The following is a 16,922-nucleotide window of genomic DNA, read 5'->3' on the forward strand; positions in this document are numbered from 1 at the left end:
ACCCGGAGCAGTGACACTGTGCGACCCGGTACCCGCGTTCCGAAACCTGAGTAGTCTCATAGGCATGAGGGACCACCCCCACGGCGAGAACGCCTCCCACCCCGAGGTCTGGACGGGCCGCGCCACCAACCGCGTCCAGTGGCTGCCCGCCCTCGGTGGGGCCGCGTGCCTGGCGCTCGGTATCGAGCTGGCCGTCGACTCCGCCTGGACGTCCGACAACGCCCCGCTCATCATGTCCGTCGTCGGATGCATTGCCGCCGGCCTGCTGATCCTTTTCGGCACACTCGCGTTCCTGCATGTGGCCGTCAAGGTCGACAAGGACTCCCTCGAAGTGCGCTGCGGGCACATCGGCCTGCCCCGCCGTCGTATCCCGCTCTCCCATGTCGTCGGCGCCGACTTCGACCCCCAGGTCACCCCGCGCCACTGGGGCGGCTGGGGTTATCGCTGGCGGCCCGAGCTGGGCACCGCCGTCATCGTCCGGCGCGGCGAGGGCCTGGTGCTGCGCCTCGGGGACGGTCACACGTTCACGATCACGGTCGACAACGCGGAGGCGGCGGTACGGATCATCCGCGAGCGCCTGCGTCCGGGCGCGCCCGCCGCACACTGAGCGCCCAACCGCGCTGACCGGTCCCACCCGGTTGAACCCGCCTCGCGTCATGGCTCGCTGGGGAGCTGCGTTGTCCCTGGCGTCCTACGTCATGGCTCCCAGGTGAGGTGCTACGTGTGGCGTCCTCGTGTGATGGCTCCCAGGGGAGTCGCTACGTGTGTGGGCGCCCTGCGTGATGGCTCCCTGCGGAGTGCCTCGTCCGTGGCGTCCTCGCGCCGTCATGACTGCCCGCGGAGTGCCTCGTCCGTGGTCACCTCGTGGTTGATGTGGAGCAGGGGCCGCGCCGTGGCGACGCCCGCCAGCAGGCCTGCCCCCGCCGTCACCGTGGTGAAGCTCAGGGCGTTGCCGACCGACGCGATGGCGGCCAGCGCCGTCAGGGCGGCGCCCGCCGTCAGCGCGACCGAGGCCGGACGCGGAGTGCGCCACAGCGCGTACAGGATCCAGCAGAACGCGGCCGCCAGCAGGGCGACGCCGGCCACGCCCTGCTCGGCCGCCTGCTGGAACGCGGCGGAGTGCGGTTTGTCGTCGGACGGCAGTGACATCGCGGCGGTCCGGCTCAGCTCGCCGAAGCGGCCCGGTCCGGCACCGAGTGCGGGGTCCTGGCGGACCATGCCCAGTGCGTCGCGCCACAGCAGGATCCGGTGCTCGGTGAGCTGACCCTCCAGCGAGACGGTCAGCCCGTCCGGCAGTACGTCCTCGGCGATCGCCCAGGTCGCGCCCGTCAGCAGCGCCGCCGTGAGCGCGAGCCCCGCAAGCCCCAGGGCGCGTCGTCGCATCCGGCCGGCGGCGAGCGAGCACAGGAGCACCCCGGCGCACGAGAGCAGTCCGGTCGTCGAGCCCAGGACCGCCGCGACGACGGTCGTGCCGACGGCCAGCAGCCACAGGGCCAGCCGCAGCCCCGAGGGTCGCGCCGCCCAGGCCGCGCAGCACGCGGCGCCTGTCGACAACGTGAGCAGTGCGGCGGTGGCTCCGGTGTGCCCGAGCGGTGAGAGGAGTTGCGGGCCCATGGTGGCGTGCGGGGCGGCGAGCGCCAGGCCGAGTCCGGCGACCGCGCCCACGCCGGGGGCCGCGACCGGCAGCAGCGCTCCGCAGATGCGCCCCGACGCGTAGCCGGCGGCGACGGCGAGCACGGCCAGCAGCAGCCCCTCGGGACGGCCGCCGTGCGCGGCCGCGGTGATCAGGGCCCACGCGGCACATGTCCCGAGCACGAACATGCCTGTGGCGTCGGAGACGCTGCGTCTGTCACCCGCGGCCGCCGCATCGGCCGCGGACGCCGTTCCCGTGGAACCCACCCCGACCGCCCCCCGACCTGTGATGAGCCCATGAGCCCCTGATCGTCGCTGCCGCATCCGGCCGCACGTCAGAGGCTCGGCACACCGTAACGGGTGATGCGTCGATTTGTGGATGAGTTGCGCAGAAACGATGCAGCAAAGGGGTGGGCGCCGCCCCGCTGGAGCGGACGGACCGTGCTGTCGGGGGTCGGACCACGCGCCGTAGACTCGCCGCGTGACCGCGACCGCAACCTCCGTAGACGAGCCGGAACAGCTCGAACCCCAGGCCCTGCCCGTCTCCCGCGGTGCCAGATGGGTGCGGCGTCTTGTCCCGGCCGCCGTGGCGGCGCTCTCCGGCGTGCTGCTCTACGTCAGTTTCCCGCCCCGCACCCTGTGGTGGCTGGCGCTGCCCGCCTTCGCGGTCTTCGGCTGGACCCTGCGCGGCCGGACCTGGAAGACGGCCCTCGGGCACGGCTATCTCTTCGGCCTCGGTTTCCTGCTGCCCCTGCTGGTGTGGACCGGCGTGGAGGTCGGCTCCGGCCCCTGGCTGGCACTCGTCGCCGTGGAAGCGGTGTACATCGCTCTCGTCGGCCTGGGCGTCGCGGCGGTGTCCCGGCTCCCCGCGTGGCCCCTGTGGGCGGCCGCGGTCTGGACGGCGGGCGAGGCCGCACGCGCGCGTGTGCCCTTCGGCGGCTTCCCCTGGGGCAAGGTCGCCTTCGGCCAGGCCGACGGCGCCTTCCTTCAGCTCGCCGCGGTGGGCGGTACCCCGGTGCTCGGCTTCGCGGTGGTGCTGTGCGGCTTCGGGCTGTACGAGGTCGTGCGTCTCGTGCTCGACAGGCGGGGCGGCGCCGTCGTACGCCGCACGGCCGCCGCGGTCGCGCTGCTGAGCGTGGCGGTCCCCGTGGTGGGGGCGCTCGCCGCGCGCTCTCTGGTCAGCGACAAGGCCGAGGACGGTACGGCGACCGTCGCGGTGATCCAGGGCAATGTGCCGCGCGCCGGGCTCGAGTTCAACGCCCAGCGGCGGGCCGTGCTCGACCACCACGTGCGGGAGACCGAGCGGCTGGCCGCCGAGGTCAAGGCCGGCAAGGTCCCACAGCCCGACTTCGTGCTGTGGCCGGAGAACTCCTCCGACATCGACCCGTTCGCCAATGCCGACGCGCGCGCCGTGATCGACGAGGCGGCCAACGCCATCGGCGCCCCGATCTCCGTGGGCGGCGTCGTGGAGCGCGACGGCAAGCTCTACAACGAGCAGATCCTGTGGGACCCGGCCAAGGGCCCCGTCGACACGTACGACAAGCGGCAGGTCCAGCCGTTCGGCGAGTACCTTCCGCTGCGCTCGCTGCTCGGGGCGATCAACAAGAACTGGACGTCGATGGTGCGCCAGGACTTCAGCCGCGGCACCAAGGCGGGCGTGTTCACCCTGGACGGCACCAAAGTGGGTCTGGCCACGTGCTACGAGGCCGCCTTCGACTGGGCCGTGCGCGACACCGTCACCGACGGCGCGCAGATGATCTCGGTGCCGAGCAACAACGCGACCTTCGACCGCAGCGAGATGACGTACCAGCAGCTGGCCATGTCCCGGGTCCGCGCCGTGGAGCACAGCCGTACCGTCACGGTGCCGGTGACCAGCGGTGTCAGCGCCGTGATCATGCCGGACGGGAAGATCACGCAGCGCACCGGGATGTTCGTCGCGGACTCGCTCGTGCAGAAGGTGCCGCTGCGCTCCTCCGAGACGCCTGCCACGCGCCTCGGAATCCTCCCGGAGATGGTCCTGGTGCTGTGCGCGGCGGGCGGGCTCGGCTGGGCGGTCACCTCGGCGGTCCGCGGGCGTCGGGGCAGCGCGGTCTAGGAAGGACGGCGTTTCCGGGTCCACCGGCGCAACGAGGCCGGTTCCAAGGGCGTGACGAGGCCGGGCCGTTAGGGTCGGTGCATGGCCACTCCTGACTTCATCCGCACGATCCGGGCCTCCGCGGGTCACCAGCTCCTCTGGCTTCCCGGCGTGAGCGCCGTCGTCCTCGACGGCGGCGGCAGAGTGCTGCTGGGACAGCGTTCGGACAACCACCGGTGGGCGTTGATCTCGGGCATTCCGGATCCGGGCGAGCAGCCCGCGGACTGCGCCGTGCGCGAGGTGTACGAGGAGACGGCCGTGCACTGCGAGGTCGAACGGGTCGTCTTGGTCGAAGCCGGGAAGCAGGTGGCCTACAACAACGGCGACATCTGCCAGTTCATGGACATCACGTTCCGCTGCCGGGCCGTCGGCGGTGAGGCGCGCGTCAATGACGACGAGTCGCTCCAGGTCGGCTGGTTCGAGCTGGACGCGTTGCCCAAGCTCAGCGAGCACAGCCTGTTCCGGATCAAGCAGGCGCTGGCCGATGAACCCACATGGTTCAAGCCCACGTCCTGAGCGGGAAGTGTGTGGTGTGACCACATGGGTTGGCGCCTGAGCGCTGCCTAGGGTCACACCATGACCGTGTCCAGCCCTCTCCCGGGCCTCCACGCGACCTCGCCCGACCTCGGCGGCCGTACGGCTCTCGTCACCGGCGCGGCAGGCGGCATCGGCCGCAGCTGCGCGCTGCGGCTCGCCGCCGCCGGAGCCAAGGTGCGAGCGGTGGACCGGGACGCCGCGGGCCTGGACACCCTCGGCGAGGAAGCGCAGGGACTGGCCGGCACGGTCGAGGCGCACGTCCTCGACCTGACCGACCTGGACGCCGCGGAGCTCGCCGCCGCGGGCACCGACGTCCTCGTCAACAACGCGGGCCTGCAACTGGTGCGTCCCTTGCAGGAGTTCCCGCCCGACGTCTTCCACACCGTGCTGACCGTGATGCTCGAGGCGCCGTTCCGGCTCATCCGCGGAGCCTTGCCGCACATGTACGGACAGGGGTGGGGCCGCATCGTCAATGTGTCCTCCGTCCATGGGCTGCGAGCCTCGGCGTTCAAGTCGGCGTATGTGGCCGCGAAACACGGTCTCGAGGGGCTGTCCAAGACCGCTGCCCTGGAGGGCGCGCCCCATGGAGTCACCTCGAACTGTGTGAACCCCGCCTATGTGCGCACCCCCCTGGTCGAGAAGCAGCTCGCCGACCAGGCCCGGGCGCACGGCATCCCCGAGGAACGCGTGCTGGCCGAGATCATGCTCCGGGACAGTGCGGTCAAGCGGCTCATCGAACCGGCGGAGGTCGCCGAGGCGGTGGCCTATCTGTGCAGCCCGCAGGCGTCCTTCGTCACCGGTACATCGCTGGCGCTGGACGGCGGCTGGACCGCCCACTGATGGACCGGCTCGCACGTTGTCCACAGGGCCGGCGGCCGCCCGATCCCGAGTTGTCCACAGGGCTGGCGGTGCCGGCCCGCCGACAGGTAATCCTGTGAGCATGTCCCGCGATCAAGCGCAGTCCGCCGAGCGCTTCACCGACGGCGCCGAGGCGCCGTTCCTGGAGCTGCTGGCCAGAGGCGCGTCCGCCGACGCGTATGAGCAGCCCGTCCTGCTCGCCCGGGCCGAAGGGCGGCCGGCCGAGCGCGTCGCCGCGCTCGAAGAGGCGAAGGCGCTGGCGCTGCGCGTGCGCTCGGAGATGGAGGGGCGAAGGCGCCGCGAGGCGGAGCTGTCCGCGCTCTTCGAGACCGCGCACGACCTGGCGGGACTGCGTGACCTCGACGCCGTACTGCAGGCGATCGTCCAGCGCGCCCGGTCCCTGCTGGGCACCGACGTCGCCTATCTCAGTCTGAACGACCCGGCCAGGGGCGACACCCATATGCGGGTCACCGAGGGCTCGGTCGCCGCGCGCTTCCAGCAGCTGCGGCTCGGTATGGGGGAGGGGCTGGGCGGGCTCGTCGCGCAGACCGCCCGTCCCTATGTCACCGACGACTACTTCAAGGACGACCGTTTCCAGCACACCCACGCCATCGACTCGGGTGTACGGGACGAGGGCCTGGTCGCGATTCTGGGCGTGCCGCTCATGATCGGGCCCCAGGTCATCGGGGTGCTGTTCGCCGCCGACCGTCGCGCGCGGGTCTTCGAGCGGGAACAGATCGCCCTTCTCGGCTCTTTCGCCGCTCTCGCAGCGGCCGCCATCGACACCGCGAACCTGCTCACCGAGACCCGCTCCGCGCTCGACCGCCTGGGCCGGGCCAACGAGATCATCCAGGACCGCAGCGCGGTGATCGAGCGCGCCTCGGACGTCCACGACCGGCTCGCCGAGCTCGTGCTGCGCGGCGGCGGCGTCCACGACGTGGCCGCGGCGGTATCCGAAGTCCTCGCCGGCACAGTGGAGTTCGCCGAGGCGGCCGCCACCCCCGACGCGGCCTTGAAGGCATCCCAGTCCGAGGGTCATGCCGTGCGGCACGGCGACGACTGGGTCGCCGCCGTGGCGGCCGGCGGCGAGCTGCTCGGTGCGCTGGTGCTGCGCGGTCACCCCTGCCTCGACCCCGTCGATCAGCGCACCCTGGAGCGGGCTGCGATGGTCACCTCGCTGCTGTTGCTCGCCAGACGCTCGGCCGCGGAGGCCGAACAGCGGGTGCGGGGCGAGCTGTTGGACGATCTGCTCGACGCCAGGGACCGCGACCCGCGCCTGCTGCGCGAGCGCGCCGGCCTGCTGGGCGCCGACCTTGACGCCACACACGTGGTGCTCGCCGCCCGTCTCGACGGCGAGGCGGCCGACGCCGACCAGGAGGCCGCCGCCCGCAGACGTCTGTGGTCCGCGGCGTCCCATCTGGCCGGCACCCGGCAGGGACTGGCCGCCGCCCGTGACGGCGGCACGGTCCTGCTGCTGCCCCTCGCCGCCGGAGACACCGCGACGCACCTGGCCCGCCGGACCGCCGGGCATCTGGGCACGGCCGTCCACGAGGCGGTGACCGTCGGCGCCTCCGCTCCCGTCGAGAACCTCGCGTCCCGTCCCGACGCCGTGGCATCGGCGTACGTCGAGGCGCAGCGCTGCCTCGAAGCCCTGCGCCTGCTCGGCCGCGCCGGGGACGGCGCCGCCGCCGAGGACTTCGGCTTCCTGGGGCTGCTGTTGGCCGGCGACCGTGACATCGCCGCCTTCGTCGAGCGCACCATCGGGGAGGTGGTGGCGTACGACGAGCGGCGCGGCACCGACCTCCTGCGCACGGTCGACGCGTACTTCGCATCCGGTATGAGCCCGGCGCGCACGAAGGACGAGTTGCACGTGCACGTGAACACGGTCGCGCAGCGGCTGGAGCGGGTGGGGCGGCTGCTGGGGGAGGACTGGCAGAGCCCCGGCCGGGCGCTGGAGATCCAACTCGCCCTGCGGCTGCACCGGTTGTCGTCCGGCACGCCGTAGTTGCCCCCACCCCCCACCCCCCGGGCGACCGCGCGACGGCGCGTACGAGGGCCGGTTCACGACGTACCGCTCCGGGATGGACCGGGGCGGGGCGGGGCGTGCGGACCGCCTGTTGCGGCACGCACGCCCGTGATCAGGCGGTACACACCCCCGTGATCAGCGATACATACCCCCGCGATCAGGTGGCGCACAGGCCCGGGATCAGACAGGGCGCGCGTCCGCGGTCGGAGCGTCCGCGGGCTCGGAGCCGGAGCCGGGCTCGGAGCCGGAACCGGAGGCGGCGGGGGACGCCTCCACGTCGGCCAGATCCCGGTGCCGGGTCTCCCTCGCGACCCCCACCGCGATCAGTGTCACCACGGCCGCCCCGATCACGTACAGGGCGATCGGCGCCGAGCTGTCGTAGTCGGCCAGCAGGGCGGTGGCGATGAGCGGGGCGGGCGCGCCGGCCGCCACGGAGGCGAACTGGGCGCCGATGGAGGCACCCGAGTAGCGCATCCGCGTCGCGAACATCTCGGAGAAGAAGGCGGCCTGGGGCGCGTACATCGCCCCGTGCAGCACCAGACCGACGGTCACCGCGAGGATGAGGTTCCCGAACCCGCCGGTGTCGATGAGCCGGAAGAAGGGGAACATCCACAGGCCCACCCCGGCCGCTCCCAGGAGATAGACGGGCCGGCGGCCGACGCGGTCCGAGAGCGCGCCCCAGGCCGGGATGACGGCGAAGTGCACGGCGGACGCGATGAGTACGGCGTTGAGTGCCGTCTGCTTGGAGACACCCGCGGACGTGGTGGCGTACACGAGGATGAACGCGGTGATCACGTAGTAGCTGATGTTCTCGGCCATGCGGGCGCCCATCGCGACGAGCACGTCCCGCCAGTGGTGGCGCAGTACGGAGACCAGGGGCATCTCCTCGGCCTCGGGCGCCGTCGAGGCGGTCGTCTCCCGCACCGTCCTGCGGGCCTCGGCCTGGGCCAACGCCTGCTTGAAGACCGGGGATTCATCGACAGAAAGACGTATCCACAAACCGACGATCACGAGCACGCCGGAGAGCAGGAACGGGACGCGCCAGCCCCAGGAGGTGAAGGCGGCGTCCGACAGGGTGGCGGTCAGCAGCGAGAGCACCCCGGTGGCCAGGAGCTGTCCGGCCGGCGCCCCCGTCTGCGGCCACGACGCCCAGAACCCGCGCCGCTTGGCGTCCCCGTGCTCGGACACCAGCAGGACGGCACCGCCCCACTCGCCGCCGAGCGCGAAGCCCTGCACCAGGCGCAGAGTGGTCAGCAGGACGGGTGCCGCCGAGCCGACGGTCGCGTGCGTGGGCAGCAGGCCGATCGCGAACGTCGCTCCTCCCATCAACAGCAGGCTCAGGACCAGCAGCTTCTTGCGGCCGAGCCGGTCGCCGTAGTGCCCGAAGACGAGGGCGCCCAGCGGACGGGCCGCGAATCCCACCGCGTAGGTCAGAAAGGACAGCAGCGTGCCGACGAGCGGGTCGGAGCCCGGAAAGAACAGCTTGTTGAAGACGAGCGCGGCGGCCGAGCCGTAGAGGAAGAAGTCGTACCACTCGATCGTGGTACCGATGAGGCTCGCCGCGACAATGCGCTTGAGACGGGCGGGCGTTGGGGGAGCGGAGGCTGCGGAGGCCATGTGGACCACTTCCAGGAGGTCGGTGGGGACGTGTACGGGTCGGCCCACGGGACGTGTCCGCGCGGGCACACGGAACGTGTACGTGTCGGCACACGGTAGGAACACCCTGGTCAGGCGCACATGTGGTGGAACAACATACTTCGGGGGCAGAGTGTGCGTGCAGCGCCCATGTCTGCGCGGGAAGGCGCCGGCCGAATCGCTGCGGCGCTTCCACCTCGTGCGATGCGGCGCTCACACCTCACGCGATGCGGCGCTTCCACCTCGTGCGATGCGGCGCTCACACCTCATGCGATGCGACGCTTCCAGCTCATTTGAATCGACAGCGGACGCGATTGTCTGCGGCCTACGATCGCCCGCATGCTTCTGCGCCGAATGTTGCGGATGATCATGGTTGTGACGGTGGCCCTCACGGCCGCCCTCACCGGGGCGATCGAAGGCGGTGCGAGTGCGGCGACGGCCGACGACGCTCCACCGCTGCCCAGCCGGCAGTTGCTCTTCTACAACCACGCCTACGGAGTCCTCGACCGGGAGACCGCCGACGCCATCGAGCACTCCGGCTATCTGCGGGAGTTCGCCAACTTCCAGGTCCGCACCACGACCGGTTCCGGCGGCACGACCTGGACGGGTCGATATCTCTATGGTCGCGAGACCTATCTCGAACTGTTCGGGGTGGGCGATCTGCCCGGCCAGGACGCCGCCTTCGGCTCCACGGGGATGGGACTCTCGGTGGAACGCGCCGGTGACCTGGACACGGTGATCCAGCGGTTGCGCGACCAAGGGGTCGCCAACCCGGTCGACTTCCAGCAGACACGCGACTTCGGCGACGGCGTCCCGGTCCCGTGGTTCGACGCCGTGCTCACCACCGAGCAGTACGACTCCTTCGGAGCCTGGGGTATGGAGTACCGGCCGGAGTACTTCGCCGACCCGCGCGGCAAGACCGAGCCCGCCGGGTACCCCGGTGACGTCGGCCGCGAGCGCTACCTCTCCGACGACTACAGCAGTCATCTGATGCGCGACGTGAGGTCCATCCGCCTCGCGGTCACCGCGCGCGACCTCGCCGCCACCGTCCCTCTGCTGCGGTCCGGCGGATTCGTCGTCCTGCCCGTGGCGGGCGGGGGCGTCGTGGCGCAGCGGGGCGGCACCACGATCCGTTTCGACGCCGTCGCGAGCGACCAGGTCGGCCTGCGGCAGATCGAGCTCTCCCTCAACCGGTCCGTGAGCCGCCACGAGGAGCGGATCGGCCGCTCGACCCTCGTCGTCGGCCCGGGGGCCCATGCCGTGTGGACGTTCGCGGACGCGCCGTAGCGGACTGCGCCGGGGCGGACGTGTTCCGCCCCGGCGCCACCCCGATCGGTCGCGTCACCGTCCGGCAGGCGCGGCGCTTCCTGAATCGCGAAGGCGGGCACCGGCTCACCAGGCCGGTGCCCGCCCTGTCGCTCAGCCCGGTCTCAGGGGATGGCCGTCACCGTGAAGCGCGCGCCGTCGGGATCGGAGATGATCGCCTCGGAGGATCCCAGGCCGCCCTGCACGGCGGCGCCGCCGTGGGCGCGGGCGGCCCGGGCGCAGGCCTCCACGTCGGAGACGGCGAAATGGATCTGCCAGTGGGGCCGGAGCGTGGGGTCGGGGGCCGCCTCCAGCACGCCGGAGTGGATCCGGGCCACGACATCGCCCCCGCTGCGCAGGACGACCTCGTTCTCTTCGTAGTGGACCTCGCAGCAGCCGGCGCGTTCGGACGCCCAGTCCAGGACCTCGCCGTAGAAGATCGCGGCGTCGAAGGCGTTGCGCGTGTGCAGTCGTACGAACGCGGGGGCCGCCTGCCGCCAGTCCTCCCAGCCGGTGACGAGCTTCCCCTCCCAGATGCCGAAGACCGCGCCGTCGCGGTCGGCGAGCAGGGCGGCCCGGCCGGGCGGGAAGGAGATCGGCCCCACAGCCGTCGTACCGCCGCGTTCCTGGACGCGGGCCACGGCCTCGTCCGCGCTGGCCACCGCGAAATACGGAGTCCAGGCGGAGGCGATCTGCCACATGGAGGCGACCGCGGCCACCCCCGCGACCGGTACGCCGTCCACGTGCGCGACCTTGAACTGGTCACCCAGCTTGACCGAACGCCACTGCCAGCCCAGAACGGCCCGGTAGAAGTCCTGGGTCACCCGTAGGTCCCGCGCGGTGAGGCTGACCCAGCACGGTGCGCCGAAGACCGACTGACTGGAAAGAACGTTGCTCGGGAGGGTTCTGTTGCTGTTCATCGTTGGTCGCACTGCCGTTCTGGTCTCACCGGGTGCCACGATCGGGACCCGCTCCGGAACCGCCCCCGCGCACGGTGCTCGCCCAGGAGCAGGGTGATCCTTTCGGACACGTAGGGCGTCTTTGCGGTGTGGCGGCCGAGTACCCCATGGACCCGGGCGAAACGGACGTACGCCGTGGTGCCGCGCCGGCGGTGATCGCTTCACCCGGCACACCCGTTCGGTTTCGGGGCAGGGGAGCAGGGGACTCGGGCCCCGTACCTGAATGCCGCAGCAGACGACAGCGAGCCGGATCCCGTAGCGGACCGGATCCAGAAAGAAGATGAAACGCCGTGACCGCGGACGTCAGAAAAGAGATCACTTTGCGTCGCCCGGAGACGGGCTGGTCGAAGGCGCGCCGCCGACGCGCGAGCGCCGTTCGCACCTGCGTCCCAGCGACGGCCGACGGAGACGCCCGGCAGGCCCTGACCGAGCCGGAGTGGAACATCGTCCGGGGCGACGACTGACCCGCACAGACGCGACGACCGCCCGGCCGGGGTGATACCTGTCCGGATCGCGGCCTCCCGGGACCCGAGGTCCCGGGAGGGAAATCCAAGAAGGCAAGAGCGGCAAGAGGGGCAAGAGGTTCCACGAAGGTGATGACGAGGGGCAAGAGGGTTCCACAAAGGTGATGACGGGAGAACGCGGGACCGCGGTGGGACGGACGTCGAGGACGGATGCACGCGCCGTGCTGCGCGCACTGGCCTGGGAAGCCGGGGCGGTCTGGGGCTCGGTCCGCCGTGCCGTCACCGTGCCGGGACCCGAGCGCGACACCGCGGTGCAGTCCCTCAAGGCGGCGGGAGCGGCGCTGCTCGCCTGGGCGGTGGCCGGCTGGTGGTGGCACGCACCGATGGCGCTGATGGCACCCTGGACGGCGCTCTTTCTCGTACAGAGCACCGTCTACCGCTCTCTGCTGTCCGCGCTGCAGCAGTTCGTCGTGGTCGTCGTGGGCACGCTGCTCGCCGCCGCGGCGGGCGTGCTGACCCACAACGAGATGGCCGCGATGGCGCTGGCCCTGCCGCTCACCGTGCTGCTCGGCAACTACGCCCGCTTCGGCACCCATGGTCTGTCCGCGCCGACCGCCGCGCTGTTCGTCCTCGCCTACGGCTCCTACAGCGGCGCCGACATCGCCCACCGGTTCCTGGAGACCCTGCTCGGCGCCGTCATCGGCATCGGTGTCAACGCCCTCGTCCTCCCGCCGGTCCATGCCCGTCGGGTGAGCCAGTTGCGTGCTCAACTCCCGGACGCATCGGCCGAGTTGTTGCACGACGTCGCCGACGGGCTGGCGGCCGGACATCGCGAGGAGCAGGGGCACGGCTGGCACGACAGGGCCCAGCGGCTCACGGACGTGGTGACCGACCTGCGAGAGGCGCGCCGCTGGTCGGACGAGAGCTACCGGGCGAATCCCGGCCGCCGGCTGCGCCGCTCGGCGCCCACGCCACCCGCTGTCGCGTGGGACTTCGCCTGGGACCAGGTCACCGAGCACATCGCGACGACCGTGCGGACGCTGGCCGAGGCGCCCCGGCACCTCGAACTGCCCTCCGACGCAACGGACGCCCTGGCCGCGCTGCTCCGGGCGGCGGGCGACGCGTGCCGGCCCGAGGCGGACAGGTCTCACGCGCGCGGGCCCGTCGAACACGGGCGCCGGACGGTGGATGGGGCGAGCGGGGGATCGGCCGGGCGCGTGACGCCGGAGCATGCGACGCCGGGGGTCGGGACGTCTGCGGACGGCCGGCACGAACCGGCGTCGGAACGACGGAGCGCGCTGGCCCGCGCCTCCGCGGCGCACCGCCGCCTGACCGCCGTCTGTGCCGAGCACCGCACGCTCATGCCCCTGGTCGGAGGCCTCCTCCTGAACACCAGAAGGCTCCTGGCCGCCCTCCTGCGCATCGCGGATCCCGAAGCCGCCTTCACCCCGGCGGCCTCCGCCCCACCGCATGCCGGGCAGCCCGCCGAGCGCTGAGCCCCCCGTCCGCCGAGCCGGCCCCGGTTCGACCCCCACCGTCACCCCGCCGAGCGCCATGTCCGCCGCCCGCTGACCCTTCCGGGTGCCGGGGCGCTTCGGTGGACCCGGCCGGGGAACTCGGGGCCCATGAACATGGACACGGGTGAGCAGAGGTCGTACTGGATCGAGACGGCGCCGCCGGGAGAGCCTCAGCCGACGCTGGACGCCGACATCACGGTGGACGTCGCCGTGATCGGCGCCGGCATCGCGGGCTTGAGCACCGCCTGGGAACTGGCCCGCGGCGGCCGTAGCGTGGCGGTGCTGGAAGCCGACCGGATCGCCGCCGGTGTCACCGGGCACACCACCGCCAAGCTCAGCGCCCTGCACACCCTGATCTACGCACGTCTGCGGCGTACCCGCGGAGGCGAGGCCGCCAAGCTGTACGCGCGCTCCCAGACGGAGGCGATCCGGCACGCCGCCGCCGTCGTGGACGAGCTGGGCATCGACTGCGACTGGGAGGACACGGCGGCCTACACCTTCGCCCAGGAGCCCGAGGGCGTCGCGGAGCTGAAGGCGGAGGCCGAGGCCGCCCGTGAGGCCGGGCTGCCCGCCGAGTACGTGACCGAGACAGGGCTGCCGTTCCCCGTCGCGGGCGCGGTCCGCGTCACGGAGCAGGTGCAGTTCCATCCGCGCAAATACCTGCTGGCGCTCGCCGACGACCTGCGCGGCCGCGGTGCCCAGATCCACGAGAACACCCGGGTCGTCGGTCTGAAGGAGGGCGAGCCCTGCCGTCTGGAGACCGAGTCGGGGGCGACGGTGACCGCCAAGGACGTCGTCGTCGCCACGCACTACCCGATCTTCGACCGGGCGCTTCTCTTCACCCGGCTCTCCCCGCGCCGCGAACTCGTCCTGGCCGCACCGATTCCGGCAGCTCAGGACCCGCACGGCATGTTCATCACGACCGAGCAGCGCACCCGTTCGCTGCGCACCGCCCCGCTCACGGACGGACAGCGGCTGCTGATCGTCACCGGCGAGCACTTCGCACCGGGCACCGCCGATGTGGAGGAGAGGTTCGGACGGCTCGCCGGCTGGGCCACCGACCACTTCGGTGAGCTCACCTTCACGCACCGCTGGGCCACGCAGGACAACGACTCCACCGACTCCGTGCCGCTCATCGGGCCGCTGCATCCGGGGAGCCGTCACGCCTACGTGGCGACGGGCTTCGGCGGCTGGGGGCTCAGCGGCGGAATCATGGCGGGCCGGCTCCTGTCGACCCTGATCGCCGGGGAGAAGTCGCCGTGGAGCGAGCTGTACGACCCGCGGCGGGTGCTCAGCGCCGTGCGTGAGGCGCCGGCCTTCCTCAAGCACCAGGCCCACGTCGCCCGGCACTTCGTCGGCGACCGGCTGCCGTCGGTGCCGGCCGGTTCCGTGGACGACATCGCTCCCGGAGACGGCGCGGTGGTCCGGGTCGGCGGACATCGCTGTGCCGTCCACCGCGACGACAGCGGAGAGCTGCACGCCGTCTCCGCGCGCTGTACGCACCTGGGCTGTCTGGTCGCCTTCAACCGGGCGGAGCGGACCTGGGAGTGCCCCTGTCATGGCTCCCGCTTCGACCCGGACGGCCACATCGTCCAGGGCCCCGCGACCCGGCCGCTCGAACGGCGGGATCTCGACGACGCGTAGCCGCCGTTCCGCGGTCGAACGGCGGGATCTCGACCGGGCGTAGCCGCCGTTCCGCAGTCGAATGGCGGGATCTCGACGACGCGTAGCCGCCGTTCCGCGGTCGAACGGCGGGATCTCGACCGGCCGTAGCCGCCGTTCCGCAGCCGAACGGCGGGACCTCACCGAGGTGTAGCCGCCGTACCGGCGATCGAACCGCCCCACCGCGACGAGGCTGGCCGCGGTTCCGAGCCCCGCGGTCCGGGCGCTGTCGCTCAGCCGGCCCCGTACTCATGCGCACGGCCGCCCCTCCACTCCACCCACACCGGGTCGTCGAGGACGTCCTCGCCGAACGCCAGACCGGCCCGCCGGATGAAGTCCACGACGTCCTGGTCGGAGTGCGCGAGGCCGGCTATCTCGCTGCGTACGACCACAGGGCGGCCGCCGGTGGCGAGCGGCCGGTGCACGACGATCGGCACCGCAGGCATGGTTCCAGCCTGCCGCCATACGGATCATCCTGTCGAGTCGTGCCGTTTCGTGGTGAGCGGCCCATTCACTTCCGGAAGGCCTTGGGGTGCGGTGCCGGAAGGCTTTGAGGCCGGAAAGGGCGGCCCCGGGCGGGGATTTTGCGCGGACTTCGCGGCGTGCGCAATTCGGCGCACCCTGGTCCGGAAGAAAGGGCTGGTCGCAGGTGGCGGCGAGCAGCTCGCGGACGCCCACCCAGGCGCAACGCGGCAGGGAACGGGCCCGCGAACGCCTAGGGGCGGGGCCACGAACGCGCAGGGAACGGGCCCGCGAACGCGGCGCGGACCGGGCGGACGGCCGGGAAACCGGAGGCCGCTTCCGCGGTGAAACGGGAGGGATTACTTGTTTTCTGCGGGGTACCCGGCAGCCATGAATGCGACAGGATACGAATTGGCTGCGTCGGGCGCGGCGGTGGGCGTGATTATCGCCTTTGTCGGCGGCCTCATTATCGCCGGTGCGCTGATTTGGGCCGTCAGGTTCGGCATCAAGGTGCGGCGCCGGGAGCCGGGACCGCCCACGCCGGCCGAGCAGCCCACGCTGCCGCAGTCGGGCGCGGTCTACGAGACCCGGGAGGCGCGGGAGCCGGACGAGGTTCCCCAGGCCGGCCAGGAGGGCGAGCGGCTGAGGCCGAACAACATGCACGCCGCCGGCAGCAAGACCGCCGAGGACCAGCCGCGCCCCCGGTGGGAATCCGGATCCAGCGGCTCCTTCGGCAGTGGCGGCCCCGGCAGCACCTGAGCCGCTGTCCGGACCCGGCCGCATGGGCCGGGCGAGGGTGGGGACCCGAACCGTACGGGGTTCGGCAGGGCAGCCCCGTTGAGCTCTCCGCCGCCGCGAGGCGCGGAGAGCTCAGGCCTGTGCGGAGGAGGCCGGCGGGGGCGTCGGCGGAGGTGTCCTGTGGCGGGCGACCGCTGCGGCCAGCTGCCGCTGCACCGGTTCGTCCAGCGGTTCGCCGCGGACGGTGTCCACCAGAGCCTGGGCCACGTGGTGCAGTTTCGTGTTGGTGCGCTGGGACAGCGTGACCAGGACGTGCCAGGCGTCCTCGGGGCTCAGACCGAACGAGGCCATCAGGACGCCGCGCGCCAGGTCGATGGCCGGCCGCGTCCGCATCGCCCGGCGCAGTTGAACGAGTTCGACGCGCAGATCGTGCTCGGCGTCGTCGGGCAGGGGGTCCTCCCACGCCGTGCTGTCCGCCGGGCCAGGACCCGGATCGGGGCTCTCCGCGCCGGCGTCGTCCGCGCCGGCGAACAGTGACCGTGTCCCGGTGACCGTGAGCAGCCGGTCGACCGGGGCGCTCACGGCCCGTACGGCGATGGTCCGGCCCTCCTCCAGCGCGCGCCGGCGCATGCACAACAGGATGTTGAGACCGGAACAGTCGCAGAAGTCGACGCCGCTCAGATCCAGGTCGACGCCACTGACGGAGCGGGCCAGGGCGTCGCGCAGGGCACGCAGGAGCACCTGGTCGGTGTCCAGGTCGATGTCGCCCGACACCACCACGAGCACGCGGTCACCGGCCGGGTACGACTCGGCCTGCAACGACAGCGGCCGACGTCTCGTGGACGGGATCGTCGACGCAGCGCAGGGCTCGTCCCCGTTCCTGACCTGCGAGAAAACCATACGTTCGGACATGGCAGCCGCTCCTTGGACATCCAGCCTGTCCCGGCCCGACCAGGCTCAGTCACTCCCGCTTCCTACGTCAAGTGATACATG

At 72.1% G+C, this 16,922-nt stretch carries 14 protein-coding genes; 9 read left to right on the top strand and 5 right to left on the bottom strand.

Annotation, left to right across the window (positions count from 1 at the left end):
- The first annotated feature begins 64 nt into the window (after window positions 1-64).
- Window positions 65-607, top strand: coding sequence for a hypothetical protein (locus ACFVYF_RS13905; protein WP_389455413.1), 543 nt, complete (start codon window positions 65-67; stop codon window positions 605-607).
- Window positions 608-825: 218 nt separating this feature from the next.
- Here the strand turns inward: ACFVYF_RS13905 and ACFVYF_RS13910 are convergent, their stop codons facing one another.
- The gene (locus ACFVYF_RS13910) at window positions 826-1,821 is read right to left on the bottom strand and encodes an O-antigen ligase family protein (protein WP_389455489.1); all 996 of its coding nucleotides are present in this window, start codon (window positions 1,819-1,821) and stop codon (window positions 826-828) included.
- A 292-nt stretch (window positions 1,822-2,113) separates the two neighbouring features.
- On the opposite strand from ACFVYF_RS13910, the gene lnt reads away from it, so the two are divergent.
- The 4 genes from lnt (at window position 2,114) to ACFVYF_RS13930 (ending at window position 7,166) form a co-directional block, all read left to right on the top strand.
- Window positions 2,114-3,727 carry an apolipoprotein N-acyltransferase gene (gene lnt, locus ACFVYF_RS13915; protein ID WP_389455414.1) on the top strand — a complete coding sequence of 538 codons (1,614 nt, stop codon included), beginning with the start codon at window positions 2,114-2,116 and terminating at the stop codon, window positions 3,725-3,727.
- Between the two features lie 81 nt (window positions 3,728-3,808).
- Window positions 3,809-4,282 (top strand): NUDIX domain-containing protein, encoded by a 474-nt coding sequence (locus tag ACFVYF_RS13920; RefSeq protein ID WP_389455415.1) that lies wholly within the window; start codon window positions 3,809-3,811, stop codon window positions 4,280-4,282.
- Between the two features lie 60 nt (window positions 4,283-4,342).
- Window positions 4,343-5,143, top strand: coding sequence for a 3-hydroxybutyrate dehydrogenase (locus tag ACFVYF_RS13925; RefSeq protein WP_389455416.1), 801 nt, complete (start codon window positions 4,343-4,345; stop codon window positions 5,141-5,143).
- Between the two features lie 100 nt (window positions 5,144-5,243).
- A complete protein-coding gene (locus ACFVYF_RS13930; protein ID WP_389455417.1) occupies window positions 5,244-7,166 on the top strand; it encodes a helix-turn-helix domain-containing protein in 1,923 nt (640 codons plus the stop codon).
- 201 nt (window positions 7,167-7,367) lie between these two features.
- Here ACFVYF_RS13930 and ACFVYF_RS13935 read toward each other — a convergent pair whose 3' ends face one another.
- Window positions 7,368-8,804: an MFS transporter gene (locus ACFVYF_RS13935; RefSeq protein ID WP_389455418.1), complete on the bottom strand. Its 1,437-nt coding sequence runs from the start codon at window positions 8,802-8,804 to the stop codon at window positions 7,368-7,370.
- A 387-nt stretch (window positions 8,805-9,191) separates the two neighbouring features.
- Here ACFVYF_RS13935 and ACFVYF_RS13940 point away from each other — a divergent pair, with 387 nt between their 5' ends.
- Window positions 9,192-10,109: a DUF5829 family protein gene (locus ACFVYF_RS13940; protein ID WP_389455490.1), complete on the top strand. Its 918-nt coding sequence runs from the start codon at window positions 9,192-9,194 to the stop codon at window positions 10,107-10,109.
- 143 nt (window positions 10,110-10,252) lie between these two features.
- Here the strand turns inward: ACFVYF_RS13940 and ACFVYF_RS13945 are convergent, their stop codons facing one another.
- Window positions 10,253-11,047, bottom strand: a complete 795-nt coding sequence (locus ACFVYF_RS13945) for a VOC family protein (protein WP_389455419.1) — start codon at window positions 11,045-11,047, stop codon at window positions 10,253-10,255.
- Window positions 11,048-11,771: 724 nt separating this feature from the next.
- Here ACFVYF_RS13945 and ACFVYF_RS13950 point away from each other — a divergent pair.
- Together ACFVYF_RS13950 and ACFVYF_RS13955 are read left to right on the top strand one after the other, a co-directional pair.
- Window positions 11,772-13,046 carry an aromatic acid exporter family protein gene (locus ACFVYF_RS13950; RefSeq protein ID WP_389455420.1) on the top strand — a complete coding sequence of 425 codons (1,275 nt, stop codon included), beginning with the start codon at window positions 11,772-11,774 and terminating at the stop codon, window positions 13,044-13,046.
- A gap of 129 nt (window positions 13,047-13,175) precedes the next feature.
- A complete protein-coding gene (locus ACFVYF_RS13955; RefSeq protein WP_389455421.1) occupies window positions 13,176-14,711 on the top strand; it encodes an FAD-dependent oxidoreductase in 1,536 nt (511 codons plus the stop codon).
- Window positions 14,712-14,962: 251 nt separating this feature from the next.
- On the opposite strand, the gene ACFVYF_RS13960 is transcribed toward ACFVYF_RS13955, so the two are convergent.
- A complete protein-coding gene (locus ACFVYF_RS13960) occupies window positions 14,963-15,175 on the bottom strand; it encodes a hypothetical protein (RefSeq protein ID WP_389455422.1) in 213 nt (70 codons plus the stop codon).
- A gap of 406 nt (window positions 15,176-15,581) precedes the next feature.
- On the opposite strand from ACFVYF_RS13960, the gene ACFVYF_RS13965 reads away from it, so the two are divergent.
- Complete coding sequence (locus ACFVYF_RS13965) at window positions 15,582-15,950, top strand: DUF6479 family protein (protein WP_389455423.1); 369 nt, start codon at window positions 15,582-15,584, stop codon at window positions 15,948-15,950.
- A gap of 111 nt (window positions 15,951-16,061) precedes the next feature.
- Here the strand turns inward: ACFVYF_RS13965 and ACFVYF_RS13970 are convergent, their stop codons facing one another.
- Window positions 16,062-16,841, bottom strand: coding sequence for an ANTAR domain-containing protein (locus ACFVYF_RS13970; RefSeq protein ID WP_389455424.1), 780 nt, complete (start codon window positions 16,839-16,841; stop codon window positions 16,062-16,064).
- Window positions 16,842-16,922 lie beyond the last annotated feature (81 nt).

Origin of the sequence: Streptomyces sp. NPDC058274 (assembly GCF_042881375.1) — a bacterium.
GTDB lineage: Bacteria > Actinomycetota > Actinomycetes > Streptomycetales > Streptomycetaceae > Streptomyces.